The sequence below is a fragment of the Streptomyces phaeochromogenes genome (assembly GCF_001418655.1).
GTDB classification, from domain to species: domain Bacteria; phylum Actinomycetota; class Actinomycetes; order Streptomycetales; family Streptomycetaceae; genus Streptomyces; species Streptomyces phaeochromogenes.
Map to the genome: position 1 here is coordinate 1 of NZ_LIQZ01000327.1, position 22,320 is coordinate 22,320.

Annotated in this window: 17 protein-coding genes; 3 read left to right on the top strand and 14 right to left on the bottom strand. The window is 71.1% G+C overall.

The features are described 5' to 3' along the window. The 4 genes from AOK17_RS35720 to AOK17_RS35735 form a co-directional block, all read right to left on the bottom strand. Positions 1-1,491, bottom strand: a 1,491-nt coding sequence (locus AOK17_RS35720) for an ABC transporter permease subunit (protein WP_425424664.1), incomplete at its 3' end; no start/stop codon positions are given. Positions 1,492-1,577: 86 nt separating this feature from the next. Continuing rightward, on the bottom strand, positions 1,578-2,834 hold the full coding sequence (locus AOK17_RS35725; RefSeq protein ID WP_055616754.1) for an ABC transporter substrate-binding protein: 1,257 nt from the start codon (positions 2,832-2,834) through the stop codon (positions 1,578-1,580). A gap of 163 nt (positions 2,835-2,997) precedes the next feature. Further along, the gene (locus tag AOK17_RS35730) at positions 2,998-4,824 is read right to left on the bottom strand and encodes an AMP-dependent synthetase/ligase (RefSeq protein ID WP_055616755.1); all 1,827 of its coding nucleotides are present in this window, start codon (positions 4,822-4,824) and stop codon (positions 2,998-3,000) included. Between the two features lie 348 nt (positions 4,825-5,172). Continuing rightward, positions 5,173-6,666 carry an MFS transporter gene (locus tag AOK17_RS35735; RefSeq protein WP_055616756.1) on the bottom strand — a complete coding sequence of 498 codons (1,494 nt, stop codon included), beginning with the start codon at positions 6,664-6,666 and terminating at the stop codon, positions 5,173-5,175. A 161-nt stretch (positions 6,667-6,827) separates the two neighbouring features. Here AOK17_RS35735 and AOK17_RS35740 point away from each other — a divergent pair, with 161 nt between their 5' ends. Further along, positions 6,828-7,802: an Lrp/AsnC family transcriptional regulator gene (locus AOK17_RS35740; protein ID WP_055616757.1), complete on the top strand. Its 975-nt coding sequence runs from the start codon at positions 6,828-6,830 to the stop codon at positions 7,800-7,802. 90 nt (positions 7,803-7,892) lie between these two features. Here AOK17_RS35740 and AOK17_RS35745 read toward each other — a convergent pair whose 3' ends face one another. Further along, entirely contained in the window at positions 7,893-8,762 is an 870-nt protein-coding gene (locus AOK17_RS35745; protein ID WP_055616758.1) for a LysR substrate-binding domain-containing protein, read from the bottom strand. 161 nt (positions 8,763-8,923) lie between these two features. Here AOK17_RS35745 and AOK17_RS35750 point away from each other — a divergent pair, with 161 nt between their 5' ends. Continuing rightward, the gene (locus AOK17_RS35750) at positions 8,924-9,967 is read left to right on the top strand and encodes a bile acid:sodium symporter family protein (RefSeq protein ID WP_107102582.1); all 1,044 of its coding nucleotides are present in this window, start codon (positions 8,924-8,926) and stop codon (positions 9,965-9,967) included. Here the strand turns inward: AOK17_RS35750 and AOK17_RS35755 are convergent. The 4 genes from AOK17_RS35755 to AOK17_RS35770 all read right to left on the bottom strand — a co-directional run bounded on the left by AOK17_RS35755 (position 9,906) and on the right by AOK17_RS35770 (position 14,617). Next, positions 9,906-11,141: a DUF4185 domain-containing protein gene (locus AOK17_RS35755; RefSeq protein WP_055616759.1), complete on the bottom strand. Its 1,236-nt coding sequence runs from the start codon at positions 11,139-11,141 to the stop codon at positions 9,906-9,908. The genes AOK17_RS35750 and AOK17_RS35755 overlap by 62 nt on opposite strands. Before the next feature lie 10 nt (positions 11,142-11,151). Beyond that, a complete protein-coding gene (locus tag AOK17_RS35760; protein ID WP_055616760.1) occupies positions 11,152-13,131 on the bottom strand; it encodes a sialidase family protein in 1,980 nt (659 codons plus the stop codon). 329 nt (positions 13,132-13,460) lie between these two features. Then, positions 13,461-14,213 (bottom strand): hypothetical protein, encoded by a 753-nt coding sequence (locus tag AOK17_RS35765; RefSeq protein WP_055616761.1) that lies wholly within the window; start codon positions 14,211-14,213, stop codon positions 13,461-13,463. Further along, positions 14,210-14,617 (bottom strand): hypothetical protein, encoded by a 408-nt coding sequence (locus tag AOK17_RS35770; RefSeq protein WP_245697573.1) that lies wholly within the window; start codon positions 14,615-14,617, stop codon positions 14,210-14,212. The genes AOK17_RS35765 and AOK17_RS35770 overlap by 4 nt, the downstream gene beginning before the upstream one ends. A 122-nt stretch (positions 14,618-14,739) precedes the next feature. Between AOK17_RS35770 and AOK17_RS35775 the strand changes: the two genes are divergently transcribed. Continuing rightward, entirely contained in the window at positions 14,740-15,267 is a 528-nt protein-coding gene (locus tag AOK17_RS35775; protein ID WP_055616763.1) for an isochorismatase family protein, read from the top strand. Between the two features lie 275 nt (positions 15,268-15,542). On the opposite strand, the gene fdhD is transcribed toward AOK17_RS35775, so the two are convergent. The 5 genes from fdhD to AOK17_RS35800 are packed head-to-tail and all read right to left on the bottom strand — an operon-like array spanning position 15,543 to position 22,050. Beyond that, on the bottom strand, positions 15,543-16,406 hold the full coding sequence (gene fdhD / locus AOK17_RS35780) for a formate dehydrogenase accessory sulfurtransferase FdhD (RefSeq protein ID WP_055616764.1): 864 nt from the start codon (positions 16,404-16,406) through the stop codon (positions 15,543-15,545). Between the two features lie 7 nt (positions 16,407-16,413). Further along, entirely contained in the window at positions 16,414-17,274 is an 861-nt protein-coding gene (locus AOK17_RS35785) for a 2Fe-2S iron-sulfur cluster-binding protein (RefSeq protein ID WP_055616765.1), read from the bottom strand. Then, a complete protein-coding gene (locus AOK17_RS35790; RefSeq protein ID WP_055616766.1) occupies positions 17,271-19,103 on the bottom strand; it encodes an NAD(P)H-dependent oxidoreductase subunit E in 1,833 nt (610 codons plus the stop codon). The genes AOK17_RS35785 and AOK17_RS35790 overlap by 4 nt, the downstream gene beginning before the upstream one ends. Positions 19,104-19,109: 6 nt before the next feature. Next, positions 19,110-21,035, bottom strand: a complete 1,926-nt coding sequence (locus AOK17_RS35795; protein WP_055616767.1) for a molybdopterin oxidoreductase family protein — start codon at positions 21,033-21,035, stop codon at positions 19,110-19,112. Between the two features lie 43 nt (positions 21,036-21,078). Next, positions 21,079-22,050, bottom strand: coding sequence for a 2-dehydropantoate 2-reductase (locus AOK17_RS35800; RefSeq protein WP_055616768.1), 972 nt, complete (start codon positions 22,048-22,050; stop codon positions 21,079-21,081). Positions 22,051-22,320: the final 270 nt, after the last annotated feature.

A 22,320-nucleotide genomic window follows, 5' to 3' on the forward strand; every position in this document is an offset into this window, starting at 1 on the left:
GCGCAGCGCGCTGAGCGCGGCGACGGCCGCGGTGACCAGCACGAGCAGTGCGACACCGAACGCCCGGTCGTCGTTCAGGTCCACCGGACCGAAGACCGGCCGGGGGATCGACCACCCCGTGTCACCGTTCCTCAACCAGCCGATCTGGAAAAGGACTTGGTCCGCCAGAAAGGCGAGCGCGAGGGTCGCGAGGGCGAGCGAACGGCCGCCGAGCCGCAGCGCGGGAAGCGCCACCAGCGCACCGAGCACCGCCGCCGCGCACGTCCCCACGGCGGCAGCGGCCACGAACGGCCAGCCATGACTCATCAGCAGCCCCGCCACCAGCGCCGCCCCGGTCACGAAGGTCGCCTGCGCCAGCGACACCATCGCGCCGAGCCCCGTAACCACCGTGAAGGAGACGAACACCAGGGACAGGGCGAGCCCTTGGGCGAGGATGCCGCTCCAGAAGGGGGTCGTCACCGTGTAGAAGGCCACGGCGAGCAGCACGGCGGCCGTCGCCCACGGTCCCCACCGCCGGAGCCGGGAACGGCCCGCCAGATAGTCGACCGGCGGCGCGTCCACGGCCGCCGTCCCCGCCGTACGGCTGCGCCGCGTGAGCAACAGCAGCCCGGCGAACAGGATCAGGAACGGTACGGCGGTACGGAATCCGGTGATCCGCTCGGCGAAGCCCGCGTACCCGGCGACCAGGTTCTGCAGCACCCCGAGCCCGAGCCCGCCCGCGAACGCCAACGGGATGGAGACGAAGCGCCCGAGGACCGCCGCCGTCGCCGAGACGAAGAGGAAGAGCGTGAAGTCGTGGGCCGACAGGCCGAGTAGAGGAGTGGCGAGCACGCCCGCGAGGCCCGCGAGGGCCGACGACAGCATCCACGCGATCGACGACAGCCGGTCCGCGCTCAGCCCCCGCAGCTCCACCAGCGAACGGTCGTCGACGGCCGCCCGGAGCTTCAGCCCCAGCGGGGTGTGCCGCATCAGGATCCAGAGGCCGACTGCCACCACCGCCGTCGCGACCCAGGTGATCAGCTGGTCCGAGTCGATGCCGACACCGTCCGTCAACTGCCAGGACCTGGCCGGACTCGGCCCGACACCCGGCAGCCCGAACTGGTTCTCGGCCGGTTTCACCGACGCGCCCGCGTCCTCCAGCAGCTCGACGATCCACAGTCCGAGCGCGGGCAGCGCCACCAACAGCCCGATGGTGGCGACGATCTGGGCCGTCTCACCGACCCGCGCCAGCTTGCGGAACATCAGCCGGTCGAGACCCCAGCCGAGCGCGGGCGCCGCCACGCACACCAACAGCACGGCCGTCGGTACGGCGGGCCAGCCGAAGCCCGAGTGCAGCTCGTAGAAGGCGAGCGCGCACAGGTACGCGGTCGCGCCGTGGGCGAAGTTGAAGAGGCCCGAGGCCGAGTAGGAGAGCACCAGACCGGTGGCGAGCAGCGCGTACAGCGCACCCGACACCAGTCCGCTCAGTACGAATCCGAGAAGGTCCGCCATGCCGAGTCCCTAAATCCCCAAATCCCCGAGTCGTGAAGTCACCTTCGCCCGTGCCTGCTTGAAGTCGTGCCTGCTTGAAGTCGCGTCTACTTGAAGGGGATCGGCGGATAGCACTCGAAGGGCGACGAGACGGCGTACTTCCCGTCCTTGAGCTGGACGAGCGCCCCGCAGCCGAACGACTCCTTCTGGCCCTTGGGCTCCGCCCGGTCGCCGACCATCGTGCCGGTGTCCGTGAACCCGTCCGCCGCCTTCTGGAAGGACGCCACCGTCAGGTTCTTGCCGGCCTTCTCGGCGATGGCGAGGAAGAGGTCGGCCGACATATAGCCCGTCATCATGTGCATGTTCAGGGGTACGTCCTTGCCGGCCGCCTTCGCGATGTCCTTCTTGAACTGCGTCATCGCCGCGCTGTCCTGCTCGAACGGCTGGAACGACAGCAGGACGTGCACCCCGTCGAGCGCCTTCTTCGTCGCGCTCTTCGCGAGCAGCCCGGGGTCGTAGTCGGTCGGATCGGTGAGCAGCCCGGTGTACCCCGCGCGCTTGATCGCCGTGAACAGGCCGATGTTGTACGGGGTCTGCATCACGGAGACGACCGCGTCCGGTGCCTTGCCGCCGTTGCTGCGCAGGATCTCCTTCGTGTACGCCGACCAGTCGTTCGGCACGGAGGTCGCGGGCACCGACGGCTTCGCGAACGTCACCTTGAATCCGGCCGATGCGAAGCTCTGCTTGTACGTGCGGATGGCGAACGTCCCGGCGTCACTGTCGTTGGCGAGGATCGCCACGCTCCTGCCCGTCGAGCCGCCCAGCACCTTCTTGAGGCCCTCGGGCCAGGTCTGCGAGATGGTGCCGCCGGGCATCGGCACCATGCAGCCGCCGAAGCCGTAGATGTACGTGGGCCCGCAGAAGGACGGCAGCGTGCCCCAGCCGAAGGTGGGGACCTTCTGCTTCTGCAGGAAGTCCGCGCCGGAGAACGTCGTCGAACTCATCGGCGCGATCGCGAACACCTTGTCCTGCTGGACGAGTTTGCGGGCCGCCGTGAGGTTCTTGGCCGGATCCTGGCCGTCGTCCTCGGCGCCCAGGTAGTCGATCTTCCGCCCGTTCACCCCGCCTTCGGCGTTCGCGCGGTCGAAGCGGGCCCTGGCCCCGAGGTCGGTGTCCTTCTTCGAGTACCCGCTGGCGGTCGTCATCGACACGATGCCACCCACCTTGACGGAGGTGTCGGAGACTCCGCGTACGGAGTCCTCGGCCTCCGAACTCCCCGTGGTGGAGGCGGAGTTGCACGCGCTCACCAGGAGCAGGGCGGTTGCGGCCGCAGTGGCGGCGATGGTTCGGATCGGTCGCGACACGGTCGGTCCCCCTCCGTCGGGTGACCGAAATGATCCGTGCGATCTGACGATGCGTCAATATCTGACGCATCGATATGTGATGAACCGTCAGGCAAGGATGTATGTCAACTGGAGACCGGTTGTGGCTGGTCGCGCCGTTCCCCGCGCCGCTGACCGGGGCGTGCTACGCCCGATAGAGCGCCTCGACCTCCGCCCCGTACGCGTTCTCGATCGCCTTGCGCTTCAGCTTCAGGGAGGGCGTCAGCAACCCGTGTTCCTCGGTGAACTGGTGGGCCAGTATCCGGAACGTGCGGATCGACTCGGCCTGGGAGACCAGGGTGTTCGCGGCGACCACGGCGCGCCGCACCTCGGTCTCCAGGTCGGGGTCCCGGACCAGCTCCGACGGAGTCAGCTGGGGCTTGTCCCGCATCTGCAGCCAGTGCTCGACGGCCTCCCCGTCGAGGGTGACGAGCGCCGCGATGTACGGCCGGTCGTTGCCGACGACGATGCACTGCGCGACCAGCGGATGGTCGCGCACCCGCTCCTCCAGGATCCCCGGCGAGACGCTCTTGCCGCCGGAGGTCACCAGGATCTCCTTCTTGCGCCCGGTGATGGTGAGATAGCCGTCCTCGTCGAGCGCGCCCAGGTCACCGGTGGCGAGCCAGCCGTCGTGCAGTGTCGCGTCGGTGGCCTTGGGGTCGTTGAGGTAACCCTGGAAGACGTTGGCGCCGCTCAGCCAGATCTCGCCGTCGTCCGCGATGTGCACGGTCGTGCCCGGGATGGGCTGCCCGACGGTGCCGTACCGGGTGCGCTCGGGCGGGTTGGCGGTCGCGGCGGCCGTGGACTCGGTGAGCCCGTACCCCTCGTAGATCTGCACGCCGGCGCCCGCGAAGAACAGCCCGAGCCGCCGGTCCATCGCCGAGCCGCCGGACATCGCGTGCTTGATGCGACCGCCCATCGCGGCACGGATCTTGGAGTAGACGAGCTTGTCGAACAGCTGGTGCTGCACCCGGAGTGCCGCCGAGGGCCCGGGGCCGATGCCCCACGCCTTCGCCTCCGCCGCGTCCGCGTAGCGCACGGCGACCTCGACGGCCTTCTCGAACGGGCCCGCCCTGCCCTCCCGCTCCGCCTTCCTGCGCGCCGCGTTGAAGACCTTCTCGAAGATGTACGGCACCGCGAGGAAGAACGTCGGCTGGAACGCGGCCAGATCAGGCAGCAGGGCCGCCGCGTTCAGCTGCGGCTGATGGCCGAATTTGACCCGCCCGCGGATCGCCGCGACCTGCACCATCCGCCCGAAGACGTGCGCGAGCGGCAGGAACAGCAGGGTGGCCGCCTGGTCGCCGCGCTTGGAGTGGAACAGCGGCTCCCAGCGCTCGGTGACCGTGTCCGACTCGAACATGAAGTTGGCGTGGGAGAGGACACAGCCCTTGGGGCGGCCGGTCGTTCCGGACGTGTAGATGATCGTCGCCGTCGACTCGGGCGTGACCGCCCGCCGGTGCCGGTGCACCACCTCGTCGTCGATGTGGCCGCCGGCCTCGTACAGCTCCTGCACCGCGCCCGTGTCCAGCTGCCACAGCTTGTGCAGGGTCGGGAGCCGGTCGATGACCGTGGCGATGGTCATCGCGTGGTCCTCGTGCTCCACCATCGCGGCCGACACCTGCGCGTCGTGCAGCATCCAGAAGACCTGCTCGGCCGACGAGGTGGGGTAGATGGGCACGACCTGCGCGCCGATCGACCACAGCGCGAAGTCGAAGAGGGTCCACTCGTAACGCGTACGGGACATGATCGCGACCCGGTCGCCGAACCGGATGCCGTGCGCCAGCAGACCCTTGGCGAGCGCCAGGACCTCGTCCCGGAACTCGGCGGACGTCACATCGCGCCACTGGCCCTCGTCGTCCTTGCGGCCGAGTGCGATGTAGAGCGGATCCTCCTGGGCATGTTCGAACACGGCATCGGCCAGGCCGCCCACCGGCGGTGCCGACGCCAGGGGAGGGTTGGTGAACTCGCGCAATCCCCGCTCCTTGTGGTGCTCCACAGCGCCGTGAAAGCTACCCCACCATGCTCCTCGGCGGGAGGGGCGCCGAATCCGTGTGAGGGCGGGCGTACGCACTGGTCAACAGTTGAAATACGGCCACAATGGTGCTGGCCGGGACAGAATCCTTACTCTTCCGTAAGTTTCGGACCCGTAATCTCCACGGAATCTGTACGACCCGCTTACCGGTTCGCTGAGTCGGCCCGGCGGGGCGGGCGTTCGGGGTGCCTGTCGTGGGTGACGTGCGGGTTCGTCCGGGCTGAGCGCGCAGTTCCTCGCGCCCCTGAGGGCGCCCCTGCAGGGCTGCCCCAGGGGCTTCGGGCCAGGTCAGAGGCGCGGCGCCGGGACCCTCTTATCCGGAGCCGGGCTGTCGAGCGGCGAGGCCCCGCGCGGGCGAGGTGCGCGCACCAGCACCAGGATCAGCGCACCCGCGAGCGTTCCCGTCACACCCGCCACTACGGCTGCGGTGTTCAGGCCCGAGGCGAAGGCCGCGTGGAGGGTGTGGGAGGAGAAGGTGCCCCGCAGGGCCTCCGCACCGCCGCCCGCGAGGGTGTGGGCGGCCTCGTGCGGGAGGGTGTCCCGCATCCGGGACGTGAGGACCGTGCCGAAGACGGCGACGCCGAGCGCGTACCCGAGCTGCCGGGAGGTGTTGACCGCGCCGCCCGCCATGCCCGCGCGTTCGGGCCGCACGGTGGCCAGCGCGGCGCCCGCGAGTGTCGGCGCCACCAGACCCGTACCGAGGCCCACCAGGACCAGACCCGGCACGAGGACCGTCCAGGTGGTGCCCGCGTCGAGCACGGCCTGGCAGAACATGCCGGCCCCGATGAGCAGCAGCCCGCCGCCGACGGTGATCCGCGCCGGGACGCCGTGCAGCAGCTTGCCGACGAGCACCGACGCGACGACCGAGGCCCCGGTCAGCGGCAGCAGTACAAGACCGCCCTGCACCGGGCTCATCCCCTCCAGCGTCTGCAGCCAGATCGAGAGATACGGGATCACGCCGAACGCCGCCGCGTTGAAGGCCAGCGCGCCCAGCATCACGCCCACGAACGCCGGCCTGCGCAGCAGTGCGAGATCGAGCAGCGGATGGGCCGCCCGCCGCTCGGCGAGGACGAAGCAGAGCAGCGAGAGTGCCGCGAGCATGTACGACACGACGGTGGGCGTCGACGTCCAGCCGTCCGACCCGGCCCGCACCGTCGCGTACGTCGTCGCCCCCGCGAAGCACGCGAACGTCGCCGTACCCGCCCAGTCCACCCGCATCTCGCGCGGGCCGCGCGACTCGGGCACCACCCGCAGGGTCAGCCACACCGAGGCCACGCTCACCGGCAGGTTGACGAAGAAGATCCACCGCCAGCCGGGCCCCTCCGCGAGCAGCCCGCCGACCAGCGGCCCGACCGCCGCCGCGGAACCGCTCACCGCGCCCCACACACCGAGCGCGGCCGACCGCTGCCGTCCCTGGTGCACCGAGCCAAGGAGCGGCAGCGTCGTCGCGAACATCGCGGCTGCGCCCACCCCCTGCACCCCGCGGGCCGCCACCAGCATCCCGGGTCCGGACGCGAGCCCGCACCACAGCGAGGCCGCCGCGAACAGCACGACACCAGCCACATGCACCCGGCGCCGGCCCAGCACGTCGGCCGCGGCGCCCGCCGCGAGCAACAGCGCTGCGAGCGCGAGCGCGTACCCGTCGACGACCCACTGCAGATCGCTCAGCGAGGCGTCCAGCGCCCGCGCGATGTCGGGCAGCGCCACGATCACGATGGTCACGTCCAGCAGCAGCATGAACGTGCCCAGACAGACCGCTGTGAGCGGTCCCCATGTACGCATCCTCAACAACTCCTCATCGTCCCACGGCACGCGCCGGGTGAGCCGCGCCCTGCGGTCCTCGTACGCGCCGTGCCTCCCTCGTACGATGAGATGACGCCGGACGATCCAGGTGATCGGCGACGAAATGACGGCAGATACCGACACGGAAACGCGGGCCACCGATGGAATCCCCCACTTTCGACGCGCTCGACGTGGAACTCCTCCACGCACTGGAGGTCGACGGACGCGCCCCCTTCAGCCGGATCGCCGCCGTCCTCGGCGTCTCGGACCAGACCGCGGCCCGCCGCTACCGCAGGCTGCTCTCCGAGGGCGGGCTGCGGGTCGTCGCCGTACGCAACAACAGGAAGCTCGGCAGGGAGGACTGGATCCTCCGGCTGCGCTGCGCGCCGGACGGCGCGGAGACCATCGCGAACGCCCTGGCGCGCCGCCCCGACACGGCCTGGATCGGCCTCACCTCGGGCGGCACGGAGGTCGTCTGCATGACCCGGCCGCGTACCGCGGGCGACCAGGACGACCTGCTGCTCGGCAAGCTTCCGCGGACGCCCCACATCGTGGAGATCCGGGCCTTCCAGCTGCTGCACACGTTCTTCGGCGGCCCGGTGGGCTGGCTGGTCAAGCACGGGCCGCTCACCGGTGAGCAGGTCGCCGCGCTGCGTCCGGCGCCGGTTCCCGATGCCGGGCCCGCGCGGATCACCGCCGAGGACGAGCCGCTGGTCGCCGCCCTCGAACGGGACGGCCGTGCCACCTACCCGGAGTTGCAGCGGGCCACCGGGCGGTCGGAGTCCGCCGTCAAGCGGCGGCTCGGTCAACTGCTCGGTTCCGGCGCGCTGTTCGTCGACATCGAGTACGACACCGCGCTGGTCGGGTTCTCCGTCGGGGCCATCCTGTGGATCACGGCTGCGCCCGGGGCGATGGACGCGGTGGGGAGTGCGCTCGCCGGGCACGAGGAGATCGCCCATGCGGCGGCGACTGCCGGTCCGTCCAATCTGGTCGCCACGGTGGTCGCGCGGGACACCGCCGCGCTCTATGCGTATGTGAGTGGGAAACTCGGGCGGCTTGAGGGGGTGCAGCATGTGGAGACGTCGCCGTTCTTGCGGCGGGTCAAGCAGCTGACCTATCAGCAGCGGACGCGGTAGCGCTCCGCGGGGTGCGTTGTCATCTGCAGGTGCGTTGTGGCTGGGCGCGCCCACGCGGCGGAGCCGCACGATGTGACAGCCCCGCGCCCCTTACGGTGCGCCTCGGTACAGCTTGTTTCCGCCCGCCAGGATCGACGACGCCAGCGCGTCCGCCGCGCTCTTCGCCGCCGTGTGGCGTTTGGCGTGTACGAGGACGAAGTCGACCTCGCCGAGTTCGGGAAGGCCGGCGCGGTCGGGGACGCGGACCAGGCCCGGCGGGACGAGGCCGCGGGAGTGGGCCATGACGCCGAGGCCCGCTCGGGCGGCTGCGATGAGACCGTTGAGGCTGCCGCTGGTGCAGGCGATGCGCCAGGCGCGGCCCTGCCGTTCCAGCGCCTCCAGGGCGAGGGCGCGGGTGATGCCCGGCGGCGGGTACACGATCAGCGGAACCGGACGCTCGGGGTCCAGGCGGAGCCGCTCCGCGCCGATCCAGACCAGGCGGTCGTGCCAGACCAGTTCGCCGCGCGGGTCCTCGGGGCGGCGCTTGGCCAGCACCAGGTCGAGCTTCCCGTCGGCCAGTTGCTCGTGCAGGGTGCCCGAGAGCTCGACCGTCAGCTCCAGATCGACCTCCGGGTGGTCGTGACGGAAGCCTTCCAGGATCTCGGTGAGGCGGGTGAGGACGAAGTCCTCCGAGGCGCCGAAGCGCAGCCGGCCGCGCAGCCGCGTCCCCGTGAAGAACGCCGCCGCCTGCTCGTGCGCCTCGAGGATGCGGCGCGCGAAACCGAGCATCGCCTCGCCGTCCTCCGTCAGCTCCACGGAGTGGGTGTCCCGCGAGAACAGCTGTCGCCCGGCGGTGTCCTCCAAGCGCCGCACATGCTGGCTGACCGTGGACTGGCGCAGCCCGAGCCGCCGGGCCGCCTGAGTGAAGCTCAGTGTCTGGGCCACCGCCAGGAACGTACGCAGCTGTGAAGGGTCGTACACACTCCTCAGGCTATCGCGATTCATGATGACAGTCAGAGTGGTATGACGGATTCCCGATCAAGGGTCCGAGGAGGACGATGGAGAGGGCATGCCCCAGCACTGAACCGCCGGCACGGCACTGCCGGCAATGGACCGACTGATCGACTGAGCAACGGAGCACCGTGAAACGCCTGAAGTGGCCGTCCTGGCTGCCGATAGACCCGTACATCCTGCTACTGCTCGGGACGGTGGGGCTCGCCGCCCTGCTGCCCGCCCGGGGGACCGGCGCCGAGGTCGCGTCCGGCGCCTCCACCGCGGCGATCGCCTTCCTCTTCTTCCTCTACGGGGCCCGCCTGTCCACCCGCGAGGCGATGGACGGCGTACGGCACTGGCGGCTCCACATCACCGTCCTGGCCTGCACGTTCGTGCTGTTCCCGCTGCTCGGTCTGGCGGCCCGCGGCCTTGAACCGGTGATCCTGAACCACTCGCTCTACACCGGTCTGCTCTTCCTCACCCTGGTCCCGTCCACGGTCCAGTCCTCGATCGCCTTCACCTCGATGGCGCGCGGAAACGTTCCGGCCGCGATCTGCGCGGGCTCCTTCTCCTCCCTCGTGGGCATCGTGCTCACCCCGCTGCTCGCCGCGGCCCTTCTCGGCGGCAGCGGCGGCGGCTTCTCCGCCGACTCGCTCCTCAAGATCGTGCTCCAGCTGCTTGTGCCCTTCCTGGCCGGGCAGTTGCTGCGGCGCTGGATCGGCGGCTTCATCGCGCGCCACAAGAAGGTCCTCGGATACGTGGACCGCGGCTCGATCCTGCTCGTCGTCTACACCGCGTTCAGCGAGGGCATGGTGCAGGGCATCTGGCACCAGGTCAGCCCGCTGCGCCTGGGCGGTCTGCTCGCGGTCGAGGCCGTGCTGCTCGCCGTGATGCTGGCGATCACCTGGTACGGCTCGAAGGCACTGGGCTTCAACCGCGAGGACCGCATCGCCATCCAGTTCGCCGGGTCGAAGAAGTCCCTGGCGTCCGGACTGCCCATGGCGAGCGTGCTGTTCGGAGCCCACGCCTCGCTGGCCGTCCTGCCCCTGATGCTCTTCCACCAGATGCAGCTCATGGTGTGCGCGGTCATCGCCAAACGCCGCTCCCGCGACCCCGAGACGGAACAGCCCGTCACCCCGGCCCCAGCCGCAGAGTCACGAATCGCGGTCGGTACAGGGACACGTTCCGGCTGAGGTTCGCCTGTGCCGCGACACCGCCGTTCGCGTCCAGCCAGTTGACGTCGTAGCTGAGCACGAGCCTGCCCCGGCTGACCGTCGGGTGGAGCTGCGGGTTGTACGCGGCTACGCCCGTCCCCTGCTCCGGCAGCGGCGGGCTGAAGCCCTTGCCGGGCCCGTGCCAGGGCCCGGTGGGGGAGCACGCCCAGTACGAGGTGATCGTCGTCAGCCCCTCGGCGCCCGCCGCCATCGTGAACAGCACATACGTGCCCCCGTCCCGGGCGACCGTGAAGGCACTGCCCACCCCCTTGCGCCCGCCGTCGCCCAGCACGGGCTTCATGAGCGAGGGGATGGTCCACCGCTCGCCGTCCCAGTACCGCCACGCGCCGGGATCCGCCAGCCGGCCCCGGGGCACCCGCGCGACGTACGCCTTCGACGCCGGCTGGGCAGCCGCTCGCGCGTCGTCGCCGCCGAAGACGTACGTCCAGTCCCCGTCGTCGGTCAGCGCGGTCGTGCCGAACAGCACCCGCTTCGCCGGGTCCTGGACCCGCTGCTGGTCGAGGACCCGCACGATGCCTTCGAGCCGCAGGTCGGGCAGCGAGAGCGTGGCGACCTCGGTGGCCGTCGGCACCCCGTAGATCCACGGGTACGTGCCGGTCGTACGGGTCCACAGCACGACCCGTACGACCTGCTCGGACGAGCCGGGGGAGCGGGGTTCGACCCGGGCGGCCACCGGCCAGCGCCACTGGCCCGGGGCCGGGTCCGCGAACAGCGGTGCGGGCAGCGTGCGTTGGAGACGGCCGTCGTCCATGACCACGGCCGAGTTGCGCACCAGGGGCGCGGTCGTGTCCCGCCACGCGTAGGACTCGCCCGCCGGGTTCGGCGGGCGGTACACCTGGCCGAGATACGTGTCCGAGAACAGCCACAGCACCCGGCCGTCCGGCAGCCGCACCGAGTGCGTGCCGTCGCCGCCGGTCCAGTCGTCGGCCCGCGAGGCGTCGTCCCCGTACCGCGCGAACTCGCCCGTGAGCCCGGAGTCGGCGGCCCACGACTTGACCGTACGGGCCCGGCAGGCGCCCTCCCGGTCCTCGTCGTCCGGGAGGGCGGTGAGCAGCACGGCGCCGAGGACCAGGGCCAGGAGCAGGCCGATCCCGGTCCCCGTGCGCTGTCGTGCTCGGGCGTCGTCGGGCACGCCCGGGACGTTAGTGGCTGCCGCTCACCCGGTCCATGGGCAGCCACAGCACGGTGTCCCGGGTCACAGGCGCGTTCGTCGTGCGGACACCGGTCAACTCGGCGTTGCTCAGGGCCCGGTCGTAGACCCGGACGTCGTCGATCGCGCCCGTGAAGTGCGCCCGGCTGTCCAGCTTCTGCCCGACGTGCACACCGAACGGCCCGTTGCGGCTCACGGAACCCGGCACGTCCGCGGTGCTGATCGGGCTCCCGTCGATGAACAGCGTGAGCTGCCCACCGCCGCGACGCAGCGCCAGATGGTGCCACTGCCCGTCGTTGTACGCGCCGGTCGTGCGCACGGACGCGGACCGCGGGGCGCTCGCGCCGTCCCGCACGGTGATCAGCCCCTGGAGGCGCCCGCTCGCGGGTTCGCCGCGCAGCCACACCTGCGGCTGGGTGCCGCCGACCCCGCCCATCCATAGCAGGGGCTGCTCACCGGTGGTCGCGGTGTAGCGGAACCAGAGCGACGCGGTGAAGTCCTGCGTCCCGAGCGGCAGTTGGTCACGGTAGGGCAGGCGTACGGCGTCGTCGGTGCCGTCGAACTCGAGGGCGCCGCCGAACACGCCGTCCGTCTCCCCGGCTCCGCCGAGGACCGCCGCGCGGGGTGCGCGCGGGGCGCGATCGACGGTGGTCGGGTCGGGGCCGCGGCGGGGCCCCAGCCAGTCCTCGGTGAACCGCGCGAACCGGATCTCGTCGCGCGCGTCCACGGCGCCGCCCTCGTACAGCAGGCCCACCGTGCTGCCGCCGATGCCCACCATGTCCGAGTAGCCGGACCAGTCCGTCGTGACGACCGTGCCGCGGTCCACGCTGTCCCAGGTGCGTCCGCCGTCATAGGAGGAGCGGACCGTCATCGTGCGGCGGCGGTCCGGGTCGCCGGGGCAGGCGAGCAGGATCCGGTTGCCCAACCGCAGCGTGGAGCCCTGCACCTGGGGCGTGTAGAGGTCCGGGAGCGCACGGAAGGGCGAGGAGAAGCTGTTGCCGCCGTCCCGGCTGAACGCCTGGGTGCGGTGCCCGAGATCGGTGCCGTCCTGCTCACGGCCGCTGACGAGGATCGTCCCGTCGGCACCCTCGGTCATCGTCATCTCGGACGGCTTCTGCCGGAACGTGCCGTCGTCCGCGATCGGCCACGAGTCGCTCGCCCCGATCCGCCAGTGGTCGCCGCCGTCGTCGCTGACGACGAGCGCGGCATGGTTGGCACTCACTCGACTGCCGTTCCAGGTCTCGGTGTTGACCCCGAAGACCAGCCGGCCCGCGTGCCTGCCCCGGGTCAGCTGGATGCCGTGGACGGGACCGGTCGCGTACCAGGAGTTCCAGTGGGCGGGCAAAATCTCGTCGCTGAGGTCGCGCGGCTCGGACCAGGTGCGGCCGTCGTCGTCGCTGTGCTGCATGTGCGGGGTGCGGTCGCACGGGACATCGCAGTTGCCGCCGCCCGGACGCCCCGTGTTGTGCGTCTCCGCCAGCACGACGCGGCCGGTCTCGCGGTCCACGATCGGGGCGGGGTTGCCGTGCGTGTCGCCCGCGCCCTCGTTGACGACCTGGAGCGGGCCCCAGGTGCGACCGCCGTCGGTGGAGCGCTTGAGCACGATGTCTATGTCACCGGCGTCGCTGCAGTCGTTCACCCGGCCCTCGGCGAACGCGAGCAGCGTGCCCTTCGTGGTCTTCACGACGGCCGGGATGCGGTAGCAGGCGTAACCGGGATCCTGGGAGGCCTTGAAGAGCACCTGCTGCTCGAATCCGGTGGGCGCGGAGGCCGTGGTGGACGCGGAAGACGCGGTGGACCTCGCGGATTCGGCGGACCCGTCGGCCGGTTGGGCGTGCGCGGTGCCCGGCAACCCGAGCAGCGCGGTCGAGACGAGAACCGCTGTCAGGGTCGAGCAGAGGCGTGTGCGGGCGGTGGAGTCGAGACCCGGGCGAGCAGTGGATCTGAGACGTGCGCGAATGCTTGACGGCATGGTGCGACCTGCCCTTCATGCGTCTGGACATCTGGATACATCAGGACGTCTGGATAGGTCTGGACATCTGGACATCCCACGTCCAACGTGCGCGCCACAGACGCTACTTGGGCTCTCAGGCACCCCACAAGAAGCGTGCACGGGTCGTGCCGGGGGAAGTTGGCGCACGGCGGACCAGGGCTCGGTGCCGCTTGGCGGTGTGCGCCTCCCCTCGGCGGTCGGGCGGTTCGCGTTCCGGCGGTCGGGCGGGTGCCGTTCCGTGATCCTGGGCGACCGCCCGGAGACTGTGGAACACCCGGTGCCGAGGGCGGGCGACGACGCGTGCCGGGCTAGGCGAGTTCCCTCCGTCGGACGAGCGGCGGCGGCACCGGGAGGAGTCCCGCGGGTTCGGGGGCGGGGGCGGCCCCGCCACTTCTGCGGCAGACGAGCGCGTCCGGGTCGCCGGCGGGTGCCTGGAGGGTGTAGCCGTCCGGGCACGAGGCCCCGGGGTCGCCCTTCTCGCCCTTGGGGCCGGGATCCCCCTTCGGGCCCTGATAGCCCTGCGAGCCGTCGGAACCGGGCGGCCCGGCGGCGCCCCCCGCTCCGTCCGTGCCGTTCGCCCCGTTCAGGCCGTCGGCGCCCGCGGGACCAGGCTCGCCGGGCTCTCCGGAGGGTCCGGCGGGGCCCGGGGAGCCCGACGGTCCGGGCGGGCCGCTCTCGCCGCGTGGTCCGCGCAGGCCGCCGGGACCGGGTGCACCGCCCGCTCCGGTGGCGCCCCGGTCGCCCTTGGCGCCGGGCTCGCCGGGGGCGGCGGCCGGCACGCGCACCCGGTCGATCAGGTCGTCGACGGCGTCGGACGGATCGGGGGCCGCCGGGGTGCCGCCGCCGGCCTCGACCTGGGCGCGCAGATCGCGTACGTCCTGCGCCAGTGTCGAGACGGCCTCGCCGCGCCGGTCCGCCTCGGCGCGCAGATCGTCCGCCCTGCGGTCACCGGCGTCGATCCGGGCCCACAGGATGACCGCGATGCCGCTGAGCGCGATCAGCACGCAGACGAGGAAGACGCTGCGCCAGCGCGGGGCAAGCAGCCGCTGGAAACTGGTCACGGCGCTCCTCCCAGTCGGTGGATGTCGAGTCGCAGACGGGCGATCTCCGACTGGTCGGCGGTGTGCATCGTCGACAACTCGTCGATGCGCGTGTCGCGTTCGGCGATCTGGCGCTCAAGGCGGTCGCGCTCGGACTGGAGCTTCTCGGTCAGGCTGGAGTAGCCGTTCAGGGCGTTCTCGCCCCGCTTGCCCAAGTACGCCACGACAGCCGCGCCCAGCACGCCCGCGCAGGCAAGTAACGAGCCGAGCAGGGTGGTGCCGGCATCCAAGTAACTGCCTCCTACCTGGACGACGGGCCGTGCGTACGGGGCCCGTTCGAGGTTGTCCGGAGCAACGAGGCAAGTGCCTCCGGGGTACGCGCCCGCCCCGGTCGTACCTCCGGACGGGTGCTGACGGAGCGTCATGTCCGGCTGTACCACCGGTTGGTGGAACGGGGGCCAACCCGAGTGGTTCACCGGCCTGTTGATCCGGATTTCCAGTACGGACGGCTTATGCGGGCTAACGTTCCGTCATGAATGCACCGGACATGGAACCCCGCCTGGCCCTCGACCCCGCCCACACAGCCCTCGTGCTGGTCGATCTGATGGACCGCATCGTCGGACTGCCCCTGGAGCCCCACAAGGGGACCGAAGTCCTCGCCGTCGCCGAGGAGTTGGCGTCCGCCTTCCGGCAGGTGGGCGCGCTCGTCGTGCTGGTGCGCGTGGAGCGGCCGGGTGTCCACGAGCAGCCGCCCGGCAGCGGTCTGGTCGCGGGGCTCGCGGCGGAGGGCGACATCGAGATCGTGAAGCGGACCATCGGCGGCTTCCAGGGCACGGGGCTGCACGAGCGGCTCCGTGAACGCGGCATCTCCACACTGGTGTTCGGCGGCATCGCCACCAACCTCGGCGTCGAGTCCACCGCCCGCGCCGCCGGCGACCACGGCTACGACCTCGTCTTCGTCGAGAACGCCATGGCCGCCCTCACCGGCCCCGAACACGAGGCCTCGGTGAAGCTGGACTTCCCGCGCCTGGGCACGGTCGTCACGGCCGACGAGGTGCGCTTCGCAAGGGGCTGACCGGCAAGCAGTCCGCCTGAAGCAGGCCGGCTACTGGCTTGCGAGTGAGCCGAAGGGGCGCGCCGGTGTCGAGAGGGATGGGGGTCCCCCCCCGCTCGAGCGAAGCCGAGAGTGGGGGAGCGCGGAGGCCCGACGAAGGAGGGTCGAGCACGGTCGCCCTCTCGACACCGGCGCGCCCCGGAGGCGAACCGAGCGTTTGAACAGCAGGGCCCCTCCGGCGCAGGGGGCGCTCCCCGCCGGGTGGGGGCCCCGCCGCCGTGCAGCGGGGAGACCGGTCAGCCCTGGGAGGCCGCGGCCCGCAGGGCGATGCGGTGCTCGCCCGCGTACACGTTCATGGAGGTGCCCCGCAGGAAGCCGACCAGCGTCAGGTTCGACTCGGCGGCCAGGTCCACCGCGAGCGAGGACGGCGCCGAGACCGCCGCGAGGAACGGAATGCCCGCCATCACGGCCTTCTGCGCCAGCTCGAAGGAGGCCCGGCCCGAGACGAGCAGGACCGTGCGGGAGAGCGGCAGCGAGCCGTTCTGGAGGGCGCGGCCGACCAGTTTGTCGACCGCGTTGTGCCGGCCCACGTCCTCCCGGATGTCGACGAGTTCGCCGTCCTCCGTGAACAGCGCCGCCGCGTGCAGACCCCCGGTCCGGTCGAACACGCGCTGCGCCGCGCGCAGCCGGTCGGGGAGGCTCGCGAGCAGTTCGGGTTCGAGCCGCACCGGGGGAGCCGTGTCGCCCGCCGTGTCGTCGATCGACCAGCGGGCGGTCGTACGGACCGCGTCCAGGCTCGCCTTGCCGCACAGGCCGCAGGACGAGGTCGTGTACACGTTGCGTTCGAGGGTGATGTCGGGGATGACGACGCCGGGCGCGGTCCGCACGTCGACGATGTTGTACGTGTTCGAGCCGTCCACCGTGGCGCCCGCGCAGTAGACGATGTTCTGCAGCTCGTCGGCCGCGCCCAGCACCCCCTCACTGACCAGGAAGCCCGCCGCGAGCGCGAAGTCGTCGCCCGGGGTGCGCATCGTGATCGCGAGGGGTTTGCCGTTGAGGCGGATCTCCAGTGGTTCCTCGGCGACGAGCGTGTCCGGGCGGGTGGAGACCGCCCCGTCCCGGATGCGGATCACCTTGCGTCGTTCCGTGACTCGTCCCATGTCCTGATCAGTCCCGGTTCTGTACGTGCTGGTAGCCGAAGCGGCCCTTGATGCAGAGGTTGCCGTGGGTCACCGGGTTGTCGTGCGGCGAGGTGACCTTCACGATCTCATTGTCCTGCACGTGCAGGGTGAGGTTGCAGCCCACTCCGCAGTAGGCGCACACCGTGGTCGTCTCGGTCTGCGCCGGCTCGTCCCACGTACCCGCCGCCCGCATGTCGAACTCCGACTTGAACGACAGCGCGCCCGTCGGGCACACCTCGATGCAGTTGCCGCAGTACACGCACGCCGAGTCGGTGAGCGGCGCGTCGTGCTCGACGGCGATCCGGGCGTCGAAGCCGCGCCCGACGACCGAGATGGCGAAGGTGTTCTGCCACTGGTCGCCGCAGGCGTCCACGCACTTGTAGCAGAGGATGCACTTGTCGTAGTCGCGCACGTACAGGTCGTTGTCGACCTTCGGCTCCTCGTTGAGACGGGCCGCGTCCGGACCGAAGCGGTCGGGCTTCGCCTCGTACTCCTTGAGCCACCCGGCGACCTCCGGTGTGGTCGAGAGGTCGACCGAGGACGCGAGGAGTTCGAGGACGATCTTGCGGCTGTGCCGGGCGCGCTCGGTGTCCGTCTGCACCTGCATGCCCGCCTCGGCCTTGCGGGAGCACGCCGGGACGAGGGTGCGCGCGCCCTCGACCTCGACGACGCAGACGCGGCAGGCGTTCTTGGGGGTCAGGGTGTCGCCCTGGCAGAGGGTCGGGACGTCCTTGCCCACCGACCGGCAGGCGTCGAGGATCGTCGACCCCTCCGGGGCCCGCACGGGCTCACCGTCGATCGTGAACTCCAGCAGACGGCGGGGGATCCCCAGCGGTATCAAGGTCATTCGTACGCCCCCAGGCGGTCGATGGCGGATTCCACGGCGTTCCACGCGGTCTGCCCGAGACCGCAGATCGAGGCGTCCTTCATGGCGCGGCCCACCTCGCGGAGCAGGGCGATGTCGGACGCAGCCGCCGCGCCCGTCCGGTCGACGATGCGGTGCAGCGCCTCCTCCTGGCGCACGGTCCCGACCCGGCACGGCACGCACTGCCCGCAGGACTCGTCGCGGAAGAACTCGGCGATCCGCAGCAGCAGACGAGGCAGCGGCACGGTGTCGTCGAAGGCCAGCACGACCCCGGAGCCGAGCGTCGTGCCCGCCTCCCGCGTGCCCTCGAAGGTGAGCGGGATGTCCAGCTCGTCGGGCCGTACGAAACCTCCGGCCGCGCCGCCGAGCAGCACCGCGCGCAAACGTTTACGTACGCCCGCTAGGTCCAGCAGCTCGCCGAGCGTCGCGCCGAACGGCAGCTCGTAGATGCCGGGCCGGTCCACGCTGCCCGACACACAGAACAGCTTCGGTCCGGTGGACTTGCCGGTGCCGATCGCGGCGTACGCCTGGGCCCCCATCGTGAGGATGGGCAGCACGTTGACCAGCGTCTCGACGTTGTTCTCGGCAGTGGGTTTGCCGAACAAACCCTTCTCTACGGGGAAGGGCGGTTTCGACCGCGGCTCTCCTCTGTACCCCTCTATGGAGTTGAAGAGGGCGGTCTCCTCGCCGCAGATGTACGCGCCCGCGCCGCGCCGGATCTCGATGTCGAAGGCGTACCCCTGGCCGAGGACGTCGTCGCCGAGGAGCCCACGCGCGCGTGCCTGTCCGATGGCGTGCTCCATGCGTTCCAGGGCCCGCGGGTACTCGCCGCGCAGATACAGGTAGCCCTTGTGCGCGCCGACCGCGTAGCCCGCGATCGTCATCGACTCCACGAGGGAGTACGGGTCGCCCTCCATGACCACGCGGTCCTTGAAGGTGCCCGGCTCGGACTCGTCGGCGTTGCAGACGAGGTAGTGCGGATGGTCGGGCTGGGACGCCGTGGCCTGCCATTTGCGGCCGGTGGGGAAGGCGGCGCCGCCGCGCCCGACCAGGCCCGCGTCGGTGACCTCGCGGATGACCCCGGCGGGGCCGATCGCGAAGGCCTGCCGCAGGGCCGTGTAGCCGCCGTGCGCCCGGTAGTCGTCCAGCGAGGCCGGGTCGACCACACCGACGCGGCTCAGCAGCACGAGCTCCTCATGGCCCGCCCGGCCCGCCTGGGGCACCGCCAGGGCCGCCGGCGGCTCCTCGGGCGCCGAGTCGGGCGAGCTCGCCGCGAGCACGGCCCGCTCGACGGTCGCGGGCGCCGACACGGCCGTACGCACCGGATCCCCGGCCTTGACCGCCAGCGCGGCCGGAGCGCGTTCGCACAGGCCCAGGCAGGGGCTGCGCTCGACGCTGACACCGCTGCCGAGGCCGAGCCTGGCCTCGACGCCCGCGCACAGCTCCGATGCCCCGGCCGCCGCGCACGCGAGGTCCGTGCAGACGTGCAGGACCGTCGCGGGCCGCGGCTTCACCGAGAACATCGCGTAGAAGGTGGCGACCCCGTAGGCCTCCGCCGGCGGCACGGTCAGCCGTCGGCAGAGGTAGTCGAGGGCGCCCTCGCTGATCCAGCCGATCCGGTCGTTGACGGCGTGCAGCCCCGGCAACAGCAGGTCACGGCGTTCCCGGGCCTCACGCCCGCCGCGTGCCCACCTGAGGTCGGCGTCGGAACGGTCGGCGCCCTCCCACGATGACTCCGGAGGACCGAGCAGCGTGTCGATGGCCGCCCGTTCCTCGTCCGTCGGCTTGCTGTCACCGAAGCGCAGGTCCACTTGACATCACCTCACTTGAATAGCAACCGGCAGCTTGTCGATCCGGATCGCCGACGCCTTGAACTCCGCCGTCCCCGCGATCGGGCAATTGGCCTCGATCGTCAGCTGGTTGGTGTCCACCTCGTCGGGAAAGTGCATGGTCATGAACGCGAGCCCGGGCCGCAGCGCGGTGTCGACCCACACCGGCGCCACCACCGCCCCGCGCCGCGAGGAGATCTGGACCTCCTCGCCGACCACCACGCCGTAGCGCTCCGCGTCCTCCGGGCACAGCTCGACGTACTCACCGCGCCGCAGCGGCGAGGCGAAACCGCCGCTCTGCACCCCGGTGTTGTACGAGTCGAGCCGCCGACCGGTGGTCAGCCGGATCGGGTACTCCTCGTCCGTCAGGTCGACGGGCGGGTCGTGCTGGACCAGACCGAAGGGCGCGAGCCGGCCGCGCTCGGCCGGGTCGGACGCCCACAACCGGCCGTGCAGATAGGTCGGTTCGATCCGGTCCGTCTCCGGGCACGGCCACTGGATGCCCTGGTGCTCCTCCAGCCGCTCGTACGTCATCCCGAAGTGGTCCGGGGACACCGACCGCAGCTCGTTCCAGACGGCCTCGGAGTCCGCGTACTTCCACTCGTGGCCCATTCGGGAGGCGAGGTCGCAGAGGATGTCGATGTCCTCGCGGGCCTCACCGGGCGGGACCACCGCCCGGCGCACCCGCTGAACGCGCCGCTCGCTGTTGGTCGTCGTGCCCTCGGTCTCGGCCCAGCCGGCCGTCGCGGGCAGGACGACGTCCGCGAGCTCGGCCGTCTTCGTCAGGAAGATGTCCTGGACGACGAGGAAGTCGAGGGCCCGCATACGCCGTATCGCCTGCTCGCTGTCGGCCTCCGACTGCGCCGGGTTCTCCCCGATGCAGTAGACGGCCTTGAGCGTGCCCTCCTCCATGGCCTCGAACATCTCGGTGAGGTTCATCCCGTAGTGGGGCTGGATGACGGTGTCCCAGGCGGACTCGAACTTCAGCCGGGTGTCCGGGTCGAGGATGTCCTGGAAGCCGGGCAGCCGGTTCGGGATGGCGCCCATGTCGCCGCCGCCCTGCACGTTGTTCTGCCCCCGCAGGGGCTGCAGCCCGGAGCCGAACCGGCCCACATGGCCCGTCAGGAGCGACAGGTTGATGAGCGCGCGGACGTTGTCCGTGCCGTTGTGGTGCTCGGTGATGCCGAGCGTCCAGCACAGCTGGGCGCGCTCGGCGCGGGCGTAGGCGTGCGCCAACTCCCTTATCGCGGCGGCCGGTACGCCCGTCACCTTCTCGGCGAGGGACAGCGTCCAGGGCTCGACGAGCTGCCTGTACTCCTCGAAGCCGGTGGTCGCCCGCTCGATGAACGCGTCGTTGGCCAGCCCCGCCCGGATGATCTCGCGGCCGATCGCGTGCGCCATCGGGATGTCCGTGCCGACGTTCAGCCCGAGCCAGCTCTCCGCCCACTCGGCCGTGGATGTGCGGCGCGGGTCGACCGCGTACATCCGGGCGCCGTTCCTGATGCCCTTCAGGACGTGATGGAAGAAGATCGGGTGAGCGAAGCGGGCGTTGGAACCCCACATCACGATGAGGTCGCTGTGCTCGACCTCGGCGTACGAGGAGGTGCCGCCGCCGGATCCGAAGGCGGCCGACAGGCCCGCCACGCTGGGCGCGTGGCAGGTCCGGTTGCAGGAGTCGACGTTGTTGGTGCCCATGACCACGCGGGCGAACTTCTGCGCCACGTAGTTCATCTCGTTGGTCGCGCGGGCACAGGAGAACATGCCGAACGCGTCGCGTGCCGCGCCGAGGCCCCGGGCGGCGCGGTCCAGGGCCTCGTCCCAACTCGCCCTGCGGAAGGGCTCGTCGCGCGAGTCGCGGACCAGCGGATACTCAAGTCGGGTGTAGGTCTTGGGAGTTCGGTCGCGCTTCCTCATGCGGTGGTCCTCACGGTCCTCATGCGGGTGCTCATGGCGGTCCTCATGCGGCGGTCCTCAGGGCGAGCAGGTCCGAGATGGCGTGGACGGTGCGGAGCGTGGGCACCGGGACGTCGGTGATCTCCGCGAGTTCGACGACGGCGGCGAGCAGCACGTCGAGTTCGAGCGGTTTGCCGCGCTCCAGGTCCTGGAGCGTCGAGGTCCGGTGGTCGCCGACGCGCTCCGCGCCGGCCAGCCGCCGTTCGATGGAGACGCCCACCTCGCAGCCGAGCGCCTCGGCGACCGCGAGCGTCTCGGTCATCATGATCTCGATGACCCGGCGCGTACCGCCGTGCAGGCACATCTGCCGCATGGTCGCGCGGGCCAGGGCGCTGATGGGGTTGAAGGAGATGTTGCCGAGCAGCTTGAGCCAGATGTCGTTGCGCAGGTCCGGCTCGACGGGGCACTTGAGTCCGCCCGCGACCATGGCCTCGCTGAACGCCGCACAGCGCACCGAGACCGAGCGGTCGGGCTCCCCGATGGAGAACCGGGTGCCTTCCAAGTGGCGGACGACTCCCGGTCCTTCCAGCTCGGTCGCCGCGTAGACCACGCAGCCGATGGCCCGTTCGGGCGCGATCACCGCACTGACCGCGCCGCCCGGGTCCACGCTCTCGACACGGTGGCCGTCGTGCGGGCCGCCGTGCCGGTGGAAGTACCACCAGGGGATGCCGTTCTGGGCGGCGATGACCGCTGTCGTGTCGTTCAGGAGAGGCTCGATGAGCGGCCCGCACGCCGCGTACGAGTTGGCCTTCAGGCCCAGGAAGACGAAGTCGACCGGGCCGACCTCGGCCGGGTCGTCGGTGGCGTGCGTCCGCGCGGTGAAGTCGCCGCGCGGGCTGAGCACTCGCACTCCGTGCTGCCTCATGGCCGCGAGATGCGGTCCACGGGCGATGAGGTGCACATCGGCACCCGCGCGATGCAGCGCGGCACCGACGTAGGCGCCGATAGCACCGGCGCCGAGAACTGCCACTTTCACGGGAGGGGCTCCGTTCGGTCGAGGGTACCGAGGAGACGCTGAACAGCGTTGAACCATGTCGACTGAATATTGTCTACAGTATGGGAGTTGGGGCAGCAAGGGTTCGCGCAGCACCTGCGACAGGCTTGAGGGCTCCACCGGGTATCGCCGGATGCGGCCCGGGGTTCGCTGAGCGTCGCGTCCCGAACACCCTTGGTGGAGCAGCCGAGTTCGGTCAAGGTCCGGATGAGCCCGGCGCCCGAATGCCGTTCGTCGGATCGAACCGACCGT

What these genes read in the sequence shown, in the direction of transcription:
- AOK17_RS35735 (WP_055616756.1), bottom strand. Translation starts at nt 6,666, where the DNA reads ATGCGTACATGGGGACCGCTCACAGCGGTCTGTCTGGGCACGTTCATG.
- fdhD (WP_055616764.1), bottom strand. Translation starts at nt 16,406, where the DNA reads ATGGGACGAGTCACGGAACGACGCAAGGTGATCCGCATCCGGGACGGG.
- AOK17_RS35760 (WP_055616760.1), bottom strand. Translation starts at nt 13,131, where the DNA reads ATGCCGTCAAGCATTCGCGCACGTCTCAGATCCACTGCTCGCCCGGGT.
- AOK17_RS35775 (WP_055616763.1), top strand. Translation starts at nt 14,740, where the DNA reads ATGGAACCCCGCCTGGCCCTCGACCCCGCCCACACAGCCCTCGTGCTG.
- AOK17_RS35795 (WP_055616767.1), bottom strand. Translation starts at nt 21,035, where the DNA reads ATGAGGAAGCGCGACCGAACTCCCAAGACCTACACCCGACTTGAGTAT.
- AOK17_RS35785 (WP_055616765.1), bottom strand. Translation starts at nt 17,274, where the DNA reads ATGACCTTGATACCGCTGGGGATCCCCCGCCGTCTGCTGGAGTTCACG.
- AOK17_RS35770 (WP_245697573.1), bottom strand. Translation starts at nt 14,617, where the DNA reads ATGACGCTCCGTCAGCACCCGTCCGGAGGTACGACCGGGGCGGGCGCG.
- AOK17_RS35740 (WP_055616757.1), top strand. Translation starts at nt 6,828, where the DNA reads ATGGAATCCCCCACTTTCGACGCGCTCGACGTGGAACTCCTCCACGCA.